The 18621-nt window shown below is 68.5% G+C and carries 16 protein-coding genes; 10 read left to right on the top strand and 6 right to left on the bottom strand.

Annotated features, from left to right (window positions below; all coding sequences use genetic code 11):
* Nucleotides 1-12 precede the first annotated feature (12 nt).
* The 4 genes from A5680_RS20310 to ag85C all read left to right on the top strand — a co-directional run bounded on the left by A5680_RS20310 (nt 13) and on the right by ag85C (nt 3328).
* Nucleotides 13-474, top strand: a complete 462-nt coding sequence (locus A5680_RS20310; RefSeq protein WP_067822519.1) for a MarR family winged helix-turn-helix transcriptional regulator — start codon at nt 13-15, stop codon at nt 472-474.
* The gene (locus A5680_RS20305) at nt 471-1301 is read left to right on the top strand and encodes an ATP-binding cassette domain-containing protein (RefSeq protein ID WP_067822516.1); all 831 of its coding nucleotides are present in this window, start codon (nt 471-473) and stop codon (nt 1299-1301) included. The genes A5680_RS20310 and A5680_RS20305 overlap by 4 nt, the downstream gene beginning before the upstream one ends.
* Nucleotides 1302-1308: 7 nt before the next feature.
* Complete coding sequence (locus A5680_RS20300) at nt 1309-2109, top strand: ABC transporter permease (RefSeq protein WP_156675184.1); 801 nt, start codon at nt 1309-1311, stop codon at nt 2107-2109.
* Nucleotides 2110-2296: 187 nt separating this feature from the next.
* On the top strand, nt 2297-3328 hold the full coding sequence (ag85C, locus tag A5680_RS20295; RefSeq protein WP_055405650.1) for a diacylglycerol acyltransferase/mycolyltransferase Ag85C: 1032 nt from the start codon (nt 2297-2299) through the stop codon (nt 3326-3328).
* 37 nt (nt 3329-3365) lie between these two features.
* Here the strand turns inward: ag85C and A5680_RS20290 are convergent, their stop codons facing one another.
* The 4 genes from A5680_RS20290 to A5680_RS20275 form a co-directional block, all read right to left on the bottom strand.
* A complete protein-coding gene (locus A5680_RS20290; protein ID WP_055405651.1) occupies nt 3366-4076 on the bottom strand; it encodes a YoaK family protein in 711 nt (236 codons plus the stop codon).
* Between the two features lie 64 nt (nt 4077-4140).
* Nucleotides 4141-5490 carry a maltokinase gene (locus A5680_RS20285; protein ID WP_067822513.1) on the bottom strand — a complete coding sequence of 450 codons (1350 nt, stop codon included), beginning with the start codon at nt 5488-5490 and terminating at the stop codon, nt 4141-4143.
* The gene (treS, locus tag A5680_RS20280; protein ID WP_055403894.1) at nt 5483-7261 is read right to left on the bottom strand and encodes a maltose alpha-D-glucosyltransferase; all 1779 of its coding nucleotides are present in this window, start codon (nt 7259-7261) and stop codon (nt 5483-5485) included. Before treS ends, A5680_RS20285 begins: the two co-directional genes overlap by 8 nt.
* A 121-nt stretch (nt 7262-7382) precedes the next feature.
* The gene (locus tag A5680_RS20275) at nt 7383-8432 is read right to left on the bottom strand and encodes a S1C family serine protease (protein WP_067822510.1); all 1050 of its coding nucleotides are present in this window, start codon (nt 8430-8432) and stop codon (nt 7383-7385) included.
* A 142-nt stretch (nt 8433-8574) separates the two neighbouring features.
* Between A5680_RS20275 and A5680_RS20270 the strand changes: the two genes are divergently transcribed.
* Together A5680_RS20270 and A5680_RS20265 are read left to right on the top strand one after the other, a co-directional pair.
* Nucleotides 8575-8991: a TIGR03668 family PPOX class F420-dependent oxidoreductase gene (locus A5680_RS20270; RefSeq protein ID WP_055403878.1), complete on the top strand. Its 417-nt coding sequence runs from the start codon at nt 8575-8577 to the stop codon at nt 8989-8991.
* A 131-nt stretch (nt 8992-9122) separates the two neighbouring features.
* Complete coding sequence (locus tag A5680_RS20265; protein ID WP_067822507.1) at nt 9123-11282, top strand: elongation factor G-like protein EF-G2; 2160 nt, start codon at nt 9123-9125, stop codon at nt 11280-11282.
* 4 nt (nt 11283-11286) lie between these two features.
* On the opposite strand, the gene A5680_RS20260 is transcribed toward A5680_RS20265, so the two are convergent.
* Nucleotides 11287-12852, bottom strand: coding sequence for a FadD7 family fatty acid--CoA ligase (locus A5680_RS20260; protein WP_067822504.1), 1566 nt, complete (start codon nt 12850-12852; stop codon nt 11287-11289).
* 252 nt (nt 12853-13104) lie between these two features.
* Here A5680_RS20260 and oxc point away from each other — a divergent pair, with 252 nt between their 5' ends.
* Complete coding sequence (gene oxc, locus A5680_RS20255; protein ID WP_067822501.1) at nt 13105-14829, top strand: oxalyl-CoA decarboxylase; 1725 nt, start codon at nt 13105-13107, stop codon at nt 14827-14829.
* Between the two features lie 3 nt (nt 14830-14832).
* Here the strand turns inward: oxc and A5680_RS20250 are convergent, their stop codons facing one another.
* Nucleotides 14833-15765 carry a LysR family transcriptional regulator gene (locus tag A5680_RS20250; protein ID WP_067822660.1) on the bottom strand — a complete coding sequence of 311 codons (933 nt, stop codon included), beginning with the start codon at nt 15763-15765 and terminating at the stop codon, nt 14833-14835.
* 236 nt (nt 15766-16001) lie between these two features.
* Here A5680_RS20250 and A5680_RS20245 point away from each other — a divergent pair, with 236 nt between their 5' ends.
* The 3 genes from A5680_RS20245 to A5680_RS20235 are packed head-to-tail and all read left to right on the top strand — an operon-like array spanning nt 16002 to nt 18587.
* Nucleotides 16002-16757, top strand: coding sequence for a L,D-transpeptidase family protein (locus A5680_RS20245; protein ID WP_055403882.1), 756 nt, complete (start codon nt 16002-16004; stop codon nt 16755-16757).
* Between the two features lie 31 nt (nt 16758-16788).
* Entirely contained in the window at nt 16789-17928 is a 1140-nt protein-coding gene (gene macS / locus A5680_RS20240; protein ID WP_067822499.1) for a MacS family sensor histidine kinase, read from the top strand.
* A complete protein-coding gene (locus A5680_RS20235; protein ID WP_067822496.1) occupies nt 17925-18587 on the top strand; it encodes a response regulator transcription factor in 663 nt (220 codons plus the stop codon). The genes macS and A5680_RS20235 overlap by 4 nt, the downstream gene beginning before the upstream one ends.
* Nucleotides 18588-18621 lie beyond the last annotated feature (34 nt).

Here is an 18621-nt window from a genome sequence, read left to right as displayed (position 1 = left end):
TACAGAGGTATTATGGAAAAAGTGAAGGCGAGTACTGATGTGGTCACCGACGTGTTTCGCGTCGTCGGCCGATTCCGCCGGCAACTGCGTCGGTCGGCCGGCCGCGGCTTCGACTCGTCACGGCTCACCGAGTCCCAGTCCGAGCTGTTGTGGCTGGTGGGCCGGCAACCGGGGATCTCGGTCAACGCCGCGGCCGCCGAGCTCGGGCTGGCGCCCAACACCGCCTCCACCCTGGTCTCCAAGTTGGTCGCGGGCGGGTTGCTGCTGCGCACCGTCGGCGACCCGGACCGCCGGGTCGGGCGGTTACACCTCGCCGAGCCCGCCCAGCAGATCGTCGACGCGTCGCGAGCCGCGCGCCGCGCCGTGCTGGCGGAGGTGCTCGCCGAGCTCGACGACGAGCAAATCGAGTCTTTGACAAGGGGATTGGAGGTCATCGAGACGATGACCAGGACACTGCAGGAGCGGCAATCATGAGCGCACAACTGCCGATGGCGATCGACGCCAGGCACCTGAGCTACCGGTATGGCCAGTTCACCGCCGTCAACGACGTGACGTTGCAGGTGCGGCCCGGCGAGACCATGGGCCTGCTCGGCCCGAACGGAGCCGGGAAAACGACGATGGTCCGCATGCTCACCACGCTGGCACCGGTGCAACAGGGCGAACTGCGCGTCTTCGGGCTGGACGCCCGTCACCAGACCACGGACATTCGCAGCAACATCGGCTATGTGCCGCAACAACTCTCGATCGAGCCCGCGCTGACGGGCCGGCAGAACGTCGAGTGGTTCGCGCGGCTCTACGGCGTGCCGCGGGCCGCGCGGTCCGATCGCGTCGAGCAGGCGCTGGCGGCCATGGACCTGCTCGACGTGGCCGACCGGGTGGCCGCCGCCTACTCCGGTGGCATGGTCCGCCGCCTCGAGGTGGCGCAGGCGCTGGTGAACCGCCCGTCGCTGCTCGTCCTGGACGAACCCACCGTGGGACTCGACCCGATCGCGCGTGACGGCGTCTGGACGCAGGTGCAAAAGATGCAGGCGCAGTTCGGCATGACCGTGCTGCTGACCACCCACTACATGGAAGAGGCCGACGCGTTGTGCGATCGCGTGGCTCTGATGCACCGGGGTGAGTTGCGGGCGGTGGGCACACCGGCCAAGTTGAAGTCGACGGTGTCGCCGCGCGCGACCCTCGAGGACGTCTTCCGCCACTACGCGGCCTCCGGCTTGGCGGATGAGCAGGCGTCGTCGGACTCGGCGGGTTCGTTCGGCGAAATCCGTTCCGCGAGAAAGGTTGCGCGTCGTGTCGGTTGATAGCGTGATGCCCACACCGCTGGTCCGCGCACCCCATGGGTGGCAACGGGTCGGCGCCTTGTTCAGCCGGATCGGTGCGTTCGCCATCGTCGAGATGCAGAAGCTGCAGCACGACCGGACCGAACTGGTCACCCGGATGGTGCAGCCGGCGCTGTGGCTGCTGATCTTCGGGACCACGTTCAGCCACCTGCACGTCATCCAGACCGGATCGGTGTCGTACCTGGCCTTCCTGGCGCCGGGCATCATCGCCCAGTCGGCGCTGTTCATCTCCATTTTCTATGGCATACAGATCATTTGGGACCGCGACGCCGGGGTCCTGGCCAAGCTGATGGTGACGCCGGCACCCGCGTCGGCGCTGATCACCGGCAAGGCGTTCGCGGCCGGCGTGCGCTCGGTCGCCCAGGTGGTCGGTGTGATGGCGCTGGCGTACCTGATGAACGTCGGCCTGACCGTCAACCCGCTGCGGATCGTGGCGGCGATGGCCGTGGTCATGCTCGGCGCCGCGTTCTTCGCCTGCCTGTCGATGACCCTGGCGGGCCTGGTGCGCAACCGCGACCGCCTGATGGGAATCGGGCAGGCGATCACGATGCCGTTGTTCTTCGCCTCCAACGCGCTGTATCCCGTGGACGTGATGCCGGCCTGGCTGCACGTGCTGAGCAGGGTGAACCCGCTCAGCTACGAGGTCAACGCGCTGCGGGGACTGCTCATCGGCACGCCCTTCGATCCGATGGACATCGTGGTGCTGCTGGTGGCCGCCGTGCTCGGAATCGCCTCGGCGTCAACGCTATTGCGCCGGCTCGTCGCCTAGTTATCGCCTCGATAGCCGATCGTGACCGATCGGCAACGATTTCCGGCCGACGCCTAATCGTTAGCCAACCGCGATGTGAAGCTGCGGCCCTGACAAGCGATTTGCGCCCTCTCCCCGTGTTTGACTGCCCAGCGAACGGATTCGACCGCGGCACGCGGCAGATGAAAGTTGGGATGGGTAGAGAGCTATGAAGTTCTTCGGAAAGTTGCGTGGCGCCGCGGCATCCATGCCGCGCCAACTGGCGGTCGCGGCTATGGGGGCTGCCCTGATGTCCGGCCTCGTCACCGCCGCCGGCGTATCGGCCACCGCGGGGGCGTTCTCGAAGCCGGGTCTGCCGGTGGAGTACCTGGACGTGCCGTCGCCGTCGATGGGCCGCAACATCAAGGTCCAGTTCGAAGGCGGCGGACCGCACGCGGTGTACCTGCTCGACGGGCTGCGGGCCCAGGACGACTACAACGGCTGGGACATCAACACCCCCGCCTTCGAGGAGTTCTACCAGTCCGGCCTGTCGGTGGTGATGCCGGTCGGCGGCCAGTCCAGCTTCTACAGCAACTGGTACCAGCCGTCGTCGGGTAACGGGCAGAACTACACCTACAAGTGGGAGACGTTCCTGACCCAGGAGATGCCGCTGTGGCTGCAGGCCAACAAGCAGATCTCACCGACCGGCAACGCCGCGGTGGGCCTGTCGATGTCCGGCGGCTCCGCCCTGATCCTGGCCGCCTACTACCCGCAGCAATTCCCTTACGCCGCTTCGCTTTCGGGCTTCCTCAACCCGTCCGAGGGCTGGTGGCCGACGCTGATCGGGCTGGCGATGAACGACTCGGGTGGCTACAACGCCAACAGCATGTGGGGACCGTCCACCGACCCGGCGTGGAAGCGCAACGACCCGATGCTGCAGATTCCGCGGCTGGTCGCCAACAACACCCGGATCTGGGTGTACTGCGGCAACGGGACACCCAGTGACCTGGGCGGCGACAACATGCCGGCCAAGTTCCTGGAAGGTCTCACGCTGCGCACCAACCAGCAGTTCCAGAACAGCTACGCGGCCGCCGGCGGGCGCAACGGGACGTTCAACTTCCCGGCCAACGGCACGCACTCGTGGCCGTACTGGAACCAGCAGTTGGTCGCGATGAAGCCCGACATCCAGCAGGTGCTGCTGGCCAGCAACACCACGGCGCAACCGGCGCAACCGGCGCAACCGGCTCAGCCGGCCGCCTGACCCCCGAGCAGCATCGGCAGTAGCGCACCGGTCAGCGCTACTGCCGATGCTTTTTCTCGGACCGTTCCATCAACAGAGCGCGCCGGTCCTGGTGGAAGTACGTGTACCCGGTCGTCACCGCGCATAGGGACGTGGCCATCACCAGCATCCAGGTCCCGTTGACGACGACGCTGATGAAGCCGCCGACGGTCGCGCCCACGACGAAGCTGGCGAACAGCAGAAAGTAACCGAGCCAGTCCGAGACGCTTCCACCACCAGCGATGTGGCGCTCGATGCCCTGGCCCATCTTGACGGTCGTGCCGGTCACATAGCTCAACGGCACCGAAACCTCGCCATCTTTGACAAAAGAGGTGTTCAACGCCCCGGTACCAAACGCCAGCAGCATCATCGGCAAGAAATCGACGAGATTCTCCTCCCATCCCTCGTCGAGCACGTCGACCACGGTGGCGGCCGCCAAACTGAAGGTGGTCAGCACCGTCGGGCCGTGCGGATGGTCCACCCAGAAAAATCGCCGGCACAGCGACGCGACGACCACGCCGGCGACGAACACCGCGATGAGGAGCCCGGCACTTACGGCCAGCCACCCATCACCGGTGAAATAACCGAGGACGGCCCGTTGGGCGTTGCCGGTGATGAAAACCACGAAGTAGCCCGCGGAGTGGGTGAACGAGATCGCGCCCACCACACCGGCCAGGCCCGCCAGCACCCACGACAGTCGCGCCTCGCTATTGAAGGTTTCGCTTGCCACGCTGACATGCTTTCAGACGCTCGCCGACCGCGCAGGGGACGCATAGGGAATTCCTATGCTGCGCCTATGTGCTGGTGAGTCGGGCGATGGAGCGCAGCGGAATCGGCAACCAGCCGGGCCGGTGGCGCGCCTCGTAACCGGCTTCGTACACCGCCTTGTCGAGTTCGTAGGCGGCCAGCAACTCCGCCGAATCCCGCGGGTCCGTCCCGGAGGCGGCGGCGTAGCCCTCGCAGAACGCGGTCCGGTTGCGCTCGACCCACTCCCGGGCGCGGGCGGCCAGTTGCTTGTCGGCCGCCTGGTCCACCAGCGGCCCGTACGCGGCGTACTCGAAGGACCGCAGCACGCCGGCCACGTCGCGCAGCGGCGAATCCGGCGCCCGGCGCTCGTCGAGCGGCGACCCCGGTTCGCCCTCGAAGTCGATCAGCAGCCAGCTCTCGGGGGTGCGCAGCACCTGACCGAGGTGCAAGTCGCCGTGCACCCGCTGGACGGTGATGGCCTCGCCCGCGAGCTTGGCGAACCGCTCCTCGATGGTGGTCGCGTACTCCTGCAGCTCGGTGACCTTCGCCGCGGTCGCCGACAGCCGCGCCAGCACGGTGTCGACCGGGAAGGCCGACTGCGCCGTTCCCAGGGATTCGGCCAGGGTGGCGTGCACCGACGCCACGGCCTCGCCCAGCCGGTAGGACTCGCCGGCGAAGTCGCCACCGACTTCGTACGCGTAGAGGTCGGCCTCGGCGAACAGGTCGCGGACGCTGGCGGTGGCCATCGCCCAGCCCTCCGCGGCGTTGGCCGCGAACTCGGTCACCATGCCCAGCGGCCACGCCGCGTCGGGGGTGCCCGCCGAGCCGGGCATCTCGTAGGTACCCAGCAGCCGGGCCACATGCGGGTTGCCGGCCCGGCCCAACACCCGATTCAGTTCGATGTCGGGGTTGATGCCGCTGCTGACCCGGCGAAACGCCTTGAAGATCGCGTCCCGGTCGAAGATGACGCTGGTGTTGCTCTGCTCGGCGTCGGAGACGTGCGGCATGGCCTCCAGTGGCAGGCCGACGTCGGGTTCCTTGACGAACCGCACCTCGGCGCCCGACGAACCGCGGACGGCCGATTCGTCGATCAACGACAGCAGGAATTTCGGCGCATCGGTGTCGTACAGGGCGTCGAAGCCGGTGCGGTCGCCGGCTGCGCCGATGGTGGCCACGGTGCTGTACTCGGATACCGGCGCGGCATCCCAACGCACGATCACCTGGTAGCGCTCGGACGAACCGTCGGCGTACTGGACGTCGACCAGAACCAGGTCGAGGTCGTCCCGGAGTGGGACGATCACGGCGGCTTCGGCTGAGGTCAGCTCCCGGTTGCGTCCGGCGTACCACCGTTGCTGTGGGAGCCAGTCCGACCACGGCAGTTTGGCTGGGTCAGTCACGCGAGTCCTCCTCACATGCGGTCAGCTGGAACCAATAGAACCCGTGCCCCGGCAAGGTCAGCAGGTAGGGCAGGTGCCCGATCCGCGGAAACTCGACGTGGCCGGTCAGTTCCACCGGCGTGCAACCGCTCCAGTGCTGCAGATTGAGTTCGATCGGCTGCGGGAAGCGCGACAGGTTGTTGACGCACAGCACCGTGTCGCCGCCGTCGCGCACCTGCCGCACGAACGCCAGCACCGACGGGTTGGAGCCGCCCAACTCCTCGAATGAGCCGATCGCGAAGGCCTCGTGGCGGCGCCGCACGGCCAGCATCATGCGGGTGAAGTTCAGCAGCGACGTGGAGGTGTCCCGCTGGGCCTCCACGTTGACCGCCTGGTAGCCGTAGACCGAGTCCTGGCTGGCGGGCAGGTAGAGCCGGCCCGGGTTGGCCTTCGAGAACCCGGCGTTACGGTCCGGCGTCCACTGCATCGGGGTGCGCACACCGTCGCGATCCCCCAGCCAGATCACGTCGCCCATGCCGATCTCGTCGCCGTAGTACAGCACCGGCGAGCCGGGCAGCGACAGCAGCAGCGCGGTGAACAGCTCGATCTGGTTGCGGTCGTTGTCCAGCAGCGGCGCCAGCCGGCGCCGGATTCCGACGTTCGCCTTCATCCGCGGATCCTTGGCGTACTCGGAGTACATGTAGTCGCGCTCTTCGTCGGTGACCATCTCGAGCGTCAGCTCGTCGTGGTTGCGCAGGAAGATTCCCCATTGCGCCATGTCGGGGATCTCCGGCGTCTGCGCCAGGATCTCCGAGATCGGAATGCGCGATTCCCGGCGAACCGCCATGAAGATGCGCGGCATCAGCGGGAAGTGAAACGCCATGTGGCATTCGTCGCCGCCGGTGCTGGTGTCGCCGAAGTACTCGACGACGTCGGCCGGCCACTGATTGGCCTCGGCAAGCAGCACCCGGCCCGGGAATTCGTCGTCGATCACCTTGCGGACGCGCTTGAGGAAGGCGTGCGTCTCGGGCAGGTTCTCGCAGTTGGTGCCTTCGCGCTCGAACAGGTAGGGCACGGCGTCCAGCCGGAACCCGTCGATGCCCAGGCCCAGCCAGAAGCGAAGCACGTCGATCATGGCTTCCTGCACGGCCGGGTTGTCGTAGTTCAGATCCGGCTGATGCGAGAAGAACCGGTGCCAGTAGAACTGGCGGCGCACCGGATCGAAGGTCCAGTTGGACTCCTCGGTGTCGACGAAGATGATCCGGGCGTCGGTGTAGCGCTCGCTGGTGTCGCTCCAGACGTAGAAGTCGCCGTACGGGCCGTCCGGGTCGTGCCGCGACTCCTGAAACCAGGGGTGCGACTCCGACGTGTGATTCATCACCAAATCGGTGATGACGCGGATGCCCCGCTCGTGCGCGGCGTTGAGCAGCGCGACGAAATCCTCGACCGTGCCGAACTCGGGCAGCACCTTGTAGAAGTCCCGGATGTCGTAACCGCCGTCGCGCAGCGGCGAGTCATAGAACGGCGGCAGCCAGATGCAGTCGATGCCCAGCCACTGCAGGTAGTCCAGGCGCGAGAGCAACCCCCGCAGGTCACCCGAGCCGTCGGCGTTGGCGTCGAAGAACGCCCGGACCAACACCTCGTAGAACACGGCGTGCTTGAACCACGTCGGGTCGGTGGGCAGGGCGGCGGCGTTGTCGAAGTCATCGGAGTCGGGGTGCTCGACCACGCCGTCCTGAACGTGACTGCCCCCCGCGGGATGGTGCTCGACAGCTTCTCTTGCGTCGTTCATCAAATCCACGATGCCACGGGTACCCGAGGCGCGACATTCGAAATCACGCCAACGAACATGTCGCGAAAAACGCCCGCTGGCAAGCCATTTGGCCGCCAGCCGGGGGTTATCGGCGCGGGTGTCAGGCCGGAGGTCCGTCCGCCAGCGTCACATTCGTGGTGCGGTCGCCGCCACCGGCGGAGCGGTAGTGGACCGCGATGTTGTCCCCGGGGTGGTGCGGGACCAGCACGTCCGTCATCGACGTGGCCCCGGTGATCGCGACGTTGTCGACGCCGGTGATGACGTCACCGGGTGAGATCCCGGCCGACGCGGCGGGGCCGCCGGTGACCACCCGCTCGACGCGCGCGCCGCTGCCGTTGCTGTCGGTCACGCCCAGGCCGAGGAAGGCGGTGGGGCCGATGTGCACGGTGTTCGAGCCGGCGCCCGACCGGATCTGGCCGGCCACGCCCATCGCCCGGCCGATCGGGATGGCGAAGCCCTGCCCGCCGCCCGACATCTTGTAGTTGTCGGTGGCGGCGGTGTTCACGCCGACGACCTGGCCGGCGTTGTTCACCAGCGGGCCGCCCGAGTCCCCGGGCCGGATCGGCGTGTCGGCCTGGATCAGCCCGCCCAACGACTCGTTCGCGCCGGTCAGGGTGTCGGTCGCCGAGACGGACTGGTTGAGCGCGATGACCTTGCCGGACACGGCGCTGGGCGTTCCGCCCTGGCCGCCGGCGTTGCCCATCGCGACCACCGGCTCGCCCACCGAGACCCCGCCACCGATCGCGGCGGTAGGCAGCCCGGCGGCCCCGCGAAGCTGCAGCACCGCGATGTCCTGACTGCGGTCGTAGCCGACCACGTCGACGGCGTACGTCTGCCCGTTGCCGACGTCGAACGCGCTGATGTCCGTCGCCCCGGAGATGACGTGGTTGTTGGTCAGCACGACGCCGTTGGGGTCGATGACGATGCCGGTGCCGGCGCCCACCGCGTTGTTGTAGCCGAACTTGGTGTTGATGTTGACCACCTGCGGCCCCACCTGGCCGGCCAATGCCGCCGGGTCGAGGGGCGCCTGCGGCGCGGTGAACGGCGACGCGGCCGCCGGTACGGTGGCCAAACCGAGGCCCAGTCCGACCGCCGCCAACACGCTGACCAACCATGACCACCGGACCGAGCGGTGGTGCGATTTGCTCATCCCGTCACCCTTCCTGCGTCGCGGTAACACCAAGCTGCCCCGGCCGTGCGATTCTGGGCGGCACAATTGTCTGTATATAACCGTAATGCAGGTAGCTATTCATGGCAGTGGGTAGGTTGCGTTCTGCGCCTAGGCTGACACGGTGGGCGAATTCGACCCCCAGGCCAGGTTCAGCCAATCCCCGGTGGCCCGGCTGGGCACGATCACGCCCGACGGTCTCCCCCACCTGGTGCCGGTGGTATTCGCGGTAGCCGGGGATCACCCCGAGGTGGTGTACACCGCCGTCGACGCCAAACCCAAGACGACGCGGCGGCTGCGCCGGCTGGCCAACATCGAAGAGAACCCGCACGTGAGCCTCCTGGTCGACCACTACGCCGATGACTGGACGCGGTTGTGGTGGGTTCGGGCCGACGGTGCGGCCACCATCCACACCGGCGGGGCGGCGGTGGCGGCCGCATATCGGCTGCTGCGCGCCAAATACCCGCAGTACCAAACTGTTCCGCTGGACGGGCCGGTGATCGCGATCGCGGTGCGCCGCTGGTCGAGCTGGCACGCCTGACAGCCGGCGCAATTGTGGCCGTCCCGTGGCCTTGTGTTGGGCCGCGGTTGGGGGAAAAGTTGCTTGTGGCCCTGTGAGCTAGCGCACACCGCGCCGGCGCACGGGCGATGGCGGAGAACTGGAGGAACGGCATGGCGGACAAGGCGAATGCTTCCCAGGGCGCAGCGGCCGCTCCCACCGCGAACGGTCCCGGCGATGTGCGCAACATCGTCCTGGTCGGGCCCTCGGGCGGCGGCAAGACCACCCTGGTCGAGGCGCTGTTGGTCGCCGGCGGGGTGCTCACCAGGGCGGGCTCCGTCACCGACGGCAGCACGGTGTGCGACTACGACGACGCCGAGATCCGCCAACAGCGATCCGTCGGGCTGGCCGTCGCCTCGCTGGCGCACGACGGCATCAAGATCAACCTGGTGGACACCCCCGGGTACGCGGATTTCGTCGGCGAGCTGCGGGCCGGCCTGCGCGCCGCGGATTGCGCGCTGTTCGTGATCGCCGCCAACGAGGGCGTCGACGAGCCCACCAAATCGCTGTGGCAGGAATGCGATCAGGTCGGCATGCCGCGCGCCGTGGTGATCACCAAGCTCGACCACACCCGCGCCAACTATTCCGAGGCGCTGGCCGCCGCGCAGAATGCGTTCGGCGACAAGGTGTTACCGCTGTACCTGCCGACTCACCTACCGTCCTGTGAAGGCCTGATCGGGTTGCTGTCGCAGACCCGCTACCAATACGCCGGCGGCAAGCGGACCATGCAACCGCCCGAGGTGTCCGACGCCGATCGGATCGAGGAGGCCCGCGGCACCCTGATCGAGGGCATCATCGAGGAATCGGAGGACGAGTCGCTGATGGATCGCTACCTCGGCGGTGAATCCATCGACGAGGCGGTGCTCATCGAGGACCTGGAGCGGGCTGTCGCCCGCGGGTCGTTCTTCCCGGTGATCCCGGTCTGCAGCAGCACCGGCGTCGGCACCCTGGAATTGCTGGAGGTCGCCACCCGCGGATTCCCGTCGCCGATGGAACACCCGCTGCCGGAGGTGTTTACGCCGCAGGGCGCCACCCACGCGACCCTGACCTGTGACCCCGACGCGCCGCTGCTGGCCGAGGTGGTGAAGACGACGTCGGACCCCTACGTCGGACGGCTCAGCCTGGTCCGGATCTTCTCCGGGACCATCAGGCCCGACACGACGGTTCATGTGTCGGGCCATTTCGCGTCGTTCTTCGGCGCGGTCAACGGGAACGGCCACACGCATCCCGACCACGACGAAGACGAACGCGTCGGAGTGCTGTCCTTCCCGCTCGGCAAGCAGCAACGCCCCGCCCAGGCCGTGGTCGCGGGCGACATCTGCGCGATCGGCAAGCTCAGCCGGGCCGAGACCGGGGACACCCTTTCCGACAAGGCCGAGCCGCTCGTGCTGAGACCGTGGACGATGCCCGAGCCCCTGCTCCCGGTGGCCATCCAGGCGCACGCCAAGACCGACGAGGACAAGCTGTCGGTGGGGCTGGGCCGGCTGGCCGCCGAGGACCCGACGCTGCGGATCGAGCAGAATCAGGAAACCCACCAGATCGTGTTGTGGTGCATGGGCGAGGCCCACGCCGGCGTGGTCCTCGACGCGCTGGCCAACCGGTACGGCGTCACCGTCGACACCGTGGAACTTCGGGTGCCGCTGCGAGAGACGTTCGGCGGCAAGGCAAAGGGGCACGGCCGCCATGTCAAGCAATCCGGCGGGCATGGTCAATACGCGGTGTGCGACATCGAAGTGGAGCCGCTGCCGGAGGGCTCGGGATTCGAGTTCCTCGACAAGGTGGTCGGCGGCGCGGTGCCCCGGCAATTCATCCCAAGCGTGGAGAAGGGTGTGCGCGCGCAGATGGAAAAGGGCGTGCACGCCGGCTATCCCGTCGTCGACATCCGGGTGACCCTGCTCGACGGCAAGGCGCACAGCGTGGATTCGTCGGACTTCGCGTTCCAGGCGGCGGGCGCGCTGGCGCTGCGGGAGGCCGCCGCGGCGACGAAGGTGAGCCTGCTCGAGCCCATCGACGAGATCTCGGTGCTGGTGCCCGACGACTTCGTCGGCGCGGTTATGGGCGACCTGTCGGGTCGCCGCGGTCGCGTGCTGGGCACCGAGACCGCGGGCAACGAACGCACGCTGGTCAAAGCCGAGGTGCCCCAGGTGGAGTTGACGCGCTACGCGATCGACTTGCGGTCACTGGCCCACGGGGCCGCGTCGTTCACTCGTGGCTTCGCCCGCTACGAACCCATGCCGGAGGCCGCGGCCACCCGCGTGAAGGCCGGTGTCTGAGGCGTTACGCCCCGCCGCCGAATCGCTGCGCGACGGCGCGACGGTCCAGCGAGCCCTTCGCGGTGTGCGGTAGCTCCGTAGCCTGCTGGAAGCTGGCCGGCACCTCGAAGGGGGCCAGCCGGTCGCCGGCGAACGCCGCGAGTTCCTCCGCGGTCGGCGCGGCGGAACCCCGCGGCACGATCACCGCCGCCACCGCCTCGCCGTACAGCTTGTCCGGCACGCCGAAGACGGCCACCTCCAGCACGTCGGGGTGGCTGCCCAGCGCGCCCTCCACGCGTTCCGGGGAAATCTTCTCCCCGCCCCGGTTGATGAGTTCCTTGATCCGGCCGCGGATGACGAGTTCGCCCGCCGCCGAGAGCGTTCCGAGGTCGCCGGTGCGCAGCCAGCCGTCGGTGAAGTTGGCCGCGGTGATCGCCGGGTCGCCGAGGTAGCCGCGGACCACGCTCGGTCCGTGCAGCCAGACCTCCCCGACCTCGCCCGCCGGCACCGGGCGGCCGTCGGGACCGACGATCCGAATCTCCGGTCCGGTCGAGCGGCCGACGAGACCCGGTGTGGCAGCCGGGTTTTCGGTGTGGCCGACCTCGGTCGTCGCGACCTGGTGGGTGGCTTCGGTCATGCCGAAGGCGCACACCACCGGGGCCGAGAAGGTGCCCTGCAGCGCCTGCGCCGTCTCGGCCGTCAGGGGCGCGCTGCAACTGCGGATGAACCGCAATGCCGCGTTGCCGGGTCGGTCGGTTTCGGCCCGCTCCAACAAGATCTGGTGGATGGTCGGGACGGCCGTGTACCAGGTGGCGCCGACCGCGCCGATGTCGTCCCAGAAGGTGTGCGCGGAGAACCGTCCGCGCACCGGCAGCAGCACCGCGCCCCCGGAGGCCAGGGTCGCGAGCAGCGCGGCCAGCAGCCCGTGGCCGTGGTAGAGCGGCATCACGGCAACGGTGGCGTCCGCGGGCCCGAGCCCGTATCCGGCGATGATGGCCCGCACCGAGGCCGCGAGGTTGCCGCGGGTCCAGGGCACCATCTTCGGCACCCCGGTGGTGCCGCCGGTGAACATGATCATCGCGTCGTCGTCACGCAGGCCCTCGGGTGTCGAAAAATCTTGCGCGGGAGCGGCGTTCACGTCCACCCGCACCGTCGGGCCACCGACCGTCACCGCGAGCGGCCACCACGGCAGGGCCCCTTCGTCGTCGGGCGCGTCACCGTCGATCAGCACCGCCCGGGCACCCACCGCCTCGCTGCGGGCGAGCTGCTCCCCGACCGGCAGGGCCGGATCCAGCGGGACCGCGACCAGGTCGGCCCGCGAAGCCGCCAGCAGCCCAACGACGAATTCGGCGTTGCTTGCGAAGCGCAGCGCGACGCGGTCACCCGGCAGTAGGCCGCCCCGCATCAGCTGCCCGGCCAGGTCCTCCACCAATCGGAGTAGCTCGCGATAGCTGACCGGGATCCGATCGGCGCTGACGATAAGCGCGGGCGCCTCCGGGTATCGGCGTGCCGCGTCCTGGACAAGGTCGGCGATGCGGGGTCCCGCGATCTGCCTCGCCCCGTCGCCGCCGGTGATCGTCTCAGTCCCCATCGCCGCGCTCCTTCTCCGTCGTCACCATCATCTGCTCGAACCATGCCGGGCGGCGTGGCGGCGCGTCCAATATCGATTCACTCACGACCGATAACCGCCGGCGATCGACGGCCCGTAACCGCACTGAACAGCGCCGATAGATGGGATGAATCGCTGCATAGCGGCGCGGTCTTGGACACCGGCCGGGCGGGCGCGTCAGAGTAAGGGCCGACGCTCACTTCACCTGAAGACCACACGCGAGGAGCCGCCACCATGACCGCAGTTTCGGCATCTCCCGACCAGGCGCCCGAGTCCGCGCGTTTGATCGACGGCTTCCACCTGGTGGTGGAGGCGCTCAAGGCCAACGACGTGGACACCATCTACGGGATCGTCGGCATCCCGATCACCGACCTCGCCCGCGTCGCGCAGGCGTCCGGGATCCGCTACATCGGCTTCCGGCAGGAGACCTCGGCCGGTAACGCCGCGGCCGCGGCCGGATTCCTGACCCGCCGGCCGGGGGTCTGCCTCACCACGTCCGGGCCCGGTTTCCTCAACGGGTTGCCGGCGCTCGCCAACGCCACCGCGAACTGCTTTCCGATGATTCAGCTCTCGGGCTCCAGCAATCGCGCGCTGGTCGACTTGCAGCGCGGTGACTACCAGGACCTCGACCAGCTCAACGCCGCGCGGCCGTTCGCGAAGGCGGCCTATCGCATCAGCCGGATCGAGGACATCGGGCGCGGCGTGGCGCGCGCCGTCCGCACCGCGATCTCCGGCCGGCCCGGCGGGGTGTACCTCGACATTCCCGGTGAGGTGTTGGGGCAGGCCATGGACGCGGCAGCCGGGGCGCACACGGTGTGGCGGATCGTCGACCCGGCGCCCCGGCAGCCACCGGCACCCGAGGCGGTCGAGCGCGCCCTGCAGGTGCTGGCGCAAGCCCACCGGCCGCTGATCGTGCTCGGCAAGGGCGCGGCATACGCCCAGGCCGACAACGTGATTCGCGATTTCGTCGAGGTGAGCGGAATTCCGTTCCTGCCGATGTCGATGGCCAAGGGGCTGCTGCCGGATTCCCACCCGCAGTCCGCGGCGGCGGCGCGCTCGCTGGCGGTCGCACGCGCGGACGTGGTGTTGCTGGTCGGCGCGCGGTTGAACTGGCTACTCGGCCACGGGGATTCGCCGCAATGGTCCGCCGACGCCAAATTCCTGCAAGTCGATATCGCCCCGTCCGAATTCGACAGCAATCAGCCGATCGCGGCTCCCCTGGTCGGCGACATCGGCTCGGTGATGTCGGCGCTGCGCGACGGCCTGGCCACCCATCGCATCGCGGTGCCGGCGGATTGGACCGAAGAGCTGACCGAGCGCACCTCCCGCAACGACGCGAAGATGCGCGAGCGGTTGGCCGAAGATCCCCATCCCATGCGCTTTTACAACGCGCTGGGCGCCATTCGCGCGGTGCTGCAGGAGAACCCGGACGTTTATGTCGTCAACGAGGGCGCCAACGCGCTGGACCTGGCCCGCAACGTCATCGGCATGGAGCTGCCGCGGCACCGGCTGGACACGGGGACCTGGGGCGTGATGGGCATCGGCATGGGGTACGCCATCGCCGCCGCCGTGGAGACCGGTGAACCCGTGGTCGCGATCGAGGGTGACAGCGCATTCGGTTTCAGCGGCATGGAAATCGAGACCATCTGCCGCTACCGGCTGCCGGTGACCGTCGTCATTCTCAACAACGGCGGCGTCTATCGCGGCGATGAAGCCCCCAACGGAGCCGACCCGGCGCCCACCGTGCTGAACGCGCGGGCGCGTCACGAGCTGATCGCGGAGGCCTTCGGCGGCAAGGGTTATCACGTCAGGACCCCGGCGGAGTTGCGGTCGGCGTTGTCCGAGGCGATCGCGGCGCGCGCGCCGTCGATCATCGACTGCGAGCTCGACCCGGCGGCCGGGGTGGAAAGCGGCCACCTGGCGAGCCTGAACCCCACCAGCAAGGCGTCGGCCGGGTGACGGTCAAAGTCGATGGGTGATGCGCGATAGCTGCGCGTCGAAGAACTCGTCCAGCGATAGCCCCGCGGCGCATGCGGCGAGCGCGCGGGCGACCGGCGATCCGGGTCCGGCGGCGTTGGTGGCCAGGGCGACGTCGGCGGTGAGCACCGGATCCACCATCCGCACCGCGCGGACCTCCGGGCCCAGCGGCGAGCTCCACAACCAGGTATGCGGAACGATGCATGCCCAGTTCCCCGCGGCGACCTGAGCGAAAAGCGAAGCGACGGAATCGGTTTCGACCTGCGGAGCAACTTCGATGGCGTGGTCGGCGAAGGCCTTGTCGATGATCTGGCGGTCCCGCATCTCGGGCGCGAGCAACGCCAGCGGTAACTGTGCGGCCTCGGGCCAGGTCATCGTAGGGGCGGCGGACCCCAACATGTCCGCCGGCGACAACAGCACATAGTGCTCCGTGTACAGCGGCACGAAATTAACGTCGTGAGCCTCGTCGGGCGCGGCGTGCACGATCGCGGCGTCCAGTTCGAATTCCCGCAGCCGCCGGTACAGTTCGCTGCCCGCCAGTCGGGAAAGGATGTGCACCTTCGCCAATGGGTGCGTCGAGCAGAACGCCGACAGCACCAACGAGGCCGTCGTCGACGCGGTGGGGACCGTGCCCAGCCGCAACATGCCGGTGATGCCCGACCGCACCGCGTGCACCTCGGCCTTGAAGGCGTCGTGCTCGGCGAGAATCCGCCTGGCCCACACCACCAACCGCTCGCCTTCGGGCGTCAGGCCCTCGAAGCTGTGCCCACGATTGATCAGCGTGACGTTCAGTTCCCGTTCCAGCTTCGCGATCGCGGCGGACAGCGCGGGTTGCGACACGAAGCACTTCTCGGCGGCCCGCGCGAAGTGGCGCTCCTGGGCGACCGCGACGAAGTACTCCAGCTGACGGAAGAGCACCCGCACCTCCTCGGGCTCCGGGATTTTGCTGAGGCTAGCGGGTCGGCGGCGCGCCAGCCAGTCCGGCGGCCCGCTCGGTTGCCAAAGCGCCCGTGCTGCACGGAACCCCCGGGAGGCCACGGTGATCGCGCCGAACTTGACCTGGCGAAGCCAAAAAAGTTTGCTGAAAGCGGTAACGGGGGAACAACCGGTAGAATACAGTCGTGTCAATCGCACCATCTCGAAGGGCGGGCGCTATGCGTCGAGGTGTTCGTTATCTATTTGTTATGGTCGCGATCACAGCAATGGGTCTGGTCGCATCGCCCGGCCGCAGCCACGCGTCGATGCCGGTACCGCAGCCCGCGCCCGTCGTTGCCTCGGTTTTGCCGGCTAACGGCGCGACCGTGGGTGTGGCGCACCCGGTCGTCGTGCGGTTCAGTGCGCCGGTCAGCGATCGTGCCGCCGCGGAGCGGTCGATCCACGTCACTTCGCCCAGCAACACGCCCGGACACTTCGAGTGGGTCGAGAACAACGTGGTGCAGTGGGTGCCGAACCAGTACTGGCCCACCCACACCCACGTCTCGGTCGGCATCCAGGCCCTGACGACGGGTTTTGACACCGGAGATGCGCTACTCGGAGTCGCCAGCCTGTCCGGGCACACCTTCACCGTCAGCCGCAACGGCGAAGTACTGCGCACCATGCCCGCCTCGATGGGCAAGCCGAGCCGGCCCACCCCGATCGGCAACTTCACCGCCCTGGAGAAGGAGCGCTCGGTGGTGATGGATTCGCGGACCATCGGCATCCCGCTGAGTTCGCCCGAGGGATACAAGATCACCGCCCAATACGCCGTCCGGGTCACCTGGAGCGGTGTCTACGTGCATTCGGCGCCCTGGTCGGTTGACTCCCAGGGCTACGCCAACGTGAGCCACGGCTGTATCAATCTCAGCCCGGACAACGCCGCCTGGTACTTCAACCAGGTGAACGTCGGCGATCCGATCCAAGTCGTCGCCTGACACCGGCCCGGCGGACTCCCGGCCTTCCGTGATGGCGAGAAACGGCCTGGATCCCACTACCCCGCTTTGGCGTGCGGCACAGGTGTTTCGGCTGCTGAGCTGTATCTACGCGACCGGATTTCAGATAGCCGTCAATCCCGATCTGCGCCGGCCCGCGCTGGGGTGGGTGCTGTTCGCGGTGCTGATCGGATGGAGCGCGGCCTGCGCGGTGGCCTACTTGCGCGGGTTCGGGCGCAGGCCCTCCTGGGTGCTCGCCGAGATCGTGATCGTCGTGCTGCTCATGTCGTCGAACACCATTGTCGCCGACCCGCACTGGGCGGCCGAGAACCAAACGTGGCCGACGACGTTGTGGGCCAGCAACCCCACGATTTCCGCCGCCATCCAGTTCGGCCCCGCGGGAGGGATGTTGACGGGATTGGTGGTGATGGCCACCAACTTCGCGGTCAAGAACTACCTCGCCCTCAACCTGGGTCATAACGCCACCGCCATAATCGAACTCGCCATCGGGATGGCGATCGGTATGGCCGCTCAGACCGCGCGGCGCGCCCACGACGAGCTGCAACGGGCGGCCCGATTGACCGCCGCCGTGCAGGAACGGGACCGCTTGTCCCGCGAAGTTCACGACGGTGCTATCCAGGTGCTGGCCCTGGTGGCCAAGAGGGGTCACGAAATCGGCGGCGCCACAGCCGAACTGGCCGACCTTGCCAGCGAGCAGGAACGCGCCCTGCGGCGCTGGCTCGCCTGCACGGACATCGACCCGGACGCCGACGACGCCACGATCGACCTGAGCAGCCTGCTGCGCCGCCGGGAGTCCGACCGGGTGTCGTTGAGCCTGCCCCCGACGCCGGTGCCCTTGCCGCGCTTCGTGGGTACCGAGCTCGACGCGGCCGTGGGCAACGCGCTGGACAACGTGCGCGCCCACGCCGGCCCCGGCGCCCGCGCGTTCGTGCTCGTCGAAGACCTCGGCGATTCGGTGCTGGTGAGCGTCCGCGACGACGGGGTGGGAATCGCCCCTGGCCGACTCGCGGAGGCGGCCGACCAAGGGCGCCTTGGCATTTCCCAATCCATCGTGGGCCGGCTGGACTCGCTGGGCGGCACCGCCCAACTGCACAGCGAACCCGGGGAGGGCGCCGAGTGGGAGCTGTGCGTGCCGCGCAGAGGGACCCGATGACCGGTGCGGTGACCACGACGGTGATGGTCGTCGACGACCATCCGATCTGGCGCGACGCGGTCGCCCGCGACCTGGCCGACGAGGGTTTCACCGTGGTCGCCACCGCCGACGGTGTGGCCGCCGCCCAGCGGCGGGCGAGCGTGGTCAAGCCCGACGTGGTCGTGATGGATATGCAACTGCCCGACGGCGACGGCGCACAGGCGACCGCCGCGGTGTTGGCGGTCTCCCCGTCGTCCAGGGTGCTGGTGCTGTCGGCATCCGACGAGCGCGAGGATGTCTTGGAGGCCGTCAAAGCCGGCGCGACCGGATACCTCGTCAAGAGCGCATCCAAAGCCGAACTGACACAGGCGGTGACGGCCACGGCCGAGGGCCGCGCCGTGTTCACCCCCAGCCTGGCCGGGCTGGTGCTGGGTGAGTACCGCCGGATCGCCCAGAGTAAGGATGACGGTCCCGCTCGGCCCGCCCTCACCGCACGCGAGACCGAGGTGTTGCGTTTCGTCGCAAAGGGGTTGTCCGCCAAGCAGATCGCCCAGCGGCTCTCGCTCAGCCACCGCACGGTGGAAAACCACGTCCAGGCGACCTTTCGCAAGCTGCAGGTTGCCAACCGGGTGGAGCTGGCCCGGTACGCCATCGAGCATGGCCTCGACGAGGAGCCGTGACCCGCGCGGCGGCCGCCCGACTGCCCCGCGGGTC

Origin of the sequence: Mycobacterium sp. E2989, assembly GCF_001667595.1 — a bacterium.
GTDB lineage: Bacteria > Actinomycetota > Actinomycetes > Mycobacteriales > Mycobacteriaceae > Mycobacterium.
The sequence above is the reverse complement of the archived record's forward strand: the minus strand, read 5'-3'. Positions and strand labels throughout refer to the sequence as shown.

Excerpts from the sequence above, each read along its gene's own strand:
- A5680_RS20310 (WP_067822519.1), top strand. The coding sequence starts at position 13 with ATGGAAAAAGTGAAGGCGAGTACTGATGTGGTCACCGACGTGTTTCGC.
- A5680_RS20305 (WP_067822516.1), top strand. The coding sequence starts at position 471 with ATGAGCGCACAACTGCCGATGGCGATCGACGCCAGGCACCTGAGCTAC.
- A5680_RS20300 (WP_156675184.1), top strand. The coding sequence starts at position 1,309 with ATGCCCACACCGCTGGTCCGCGCACCCCATGGGTGGCAACGGGTCGGC.
- ag85C (WP_055405650.1), top strand. The coding sequence starts at position 2,297 with ATGAAGTTCTTCGGAAAGTTGCGTGGCGCCGCGGCATCCATGCCGCGC.
- treS (WP_055403894.1), bottom strand. The coding sequence starts at position 7,261 with ATGAACGACGCAAGAGAAGCTGTCGAGCACCATCCCGCGGGGGGCAGT.
- A5680_RS20275 (WP_067822510.1), bottom strand. The coding sequence starts at position 8,432 with ATGAGCAAATCGCACCACCGCTCGGTCCGGTGGTCATGGTTGGTCAGC.
- A5680_RS20265 (WP_067822507.1), top strand. The coding sequence starts at position 9,123 with ATGGCGGACAAGGCGAATGCTTCCCAGGGCGCAGCGGCCGCTCCCACC.
- A5680_RS20260 (WP_067822504.1), bottom strand. The coding sequence starts at position 12,852 with ATGGGGACTGAGACGATCACCGGCGGCGACGGGGCGAGGCAGATCGCG.
- oxc (WP_067822501.1), top strand. The coding sequence starts at position 13,105 with ATGACCGCAGTTTCGGCATCTCCCGACCAGGCGCCCGAGTCCGCGCGT.
- A5680_RS20245 (WP_055403882.1), top strand. The coding sequence starts at position 16,002 with ATGCGTCGAGGTGTTCGTTATCTATTTGTTATGGTCGCGATCACAGCA.
- macS (WP_067822499.1), top strand. The coding sequence starts at position 16,789 with ATGGCGAGAAACGGCCTGGATCCCACTACCCCGCTTTGGCGTGCGGCA.
- A5680_RS20235 (WP_067822496.1), top strand. The coding sequence starts at position 17,925 with ATGACCGGTGCGGTGACCACGACGGTGATGGTCGTCGACGACCATCCG.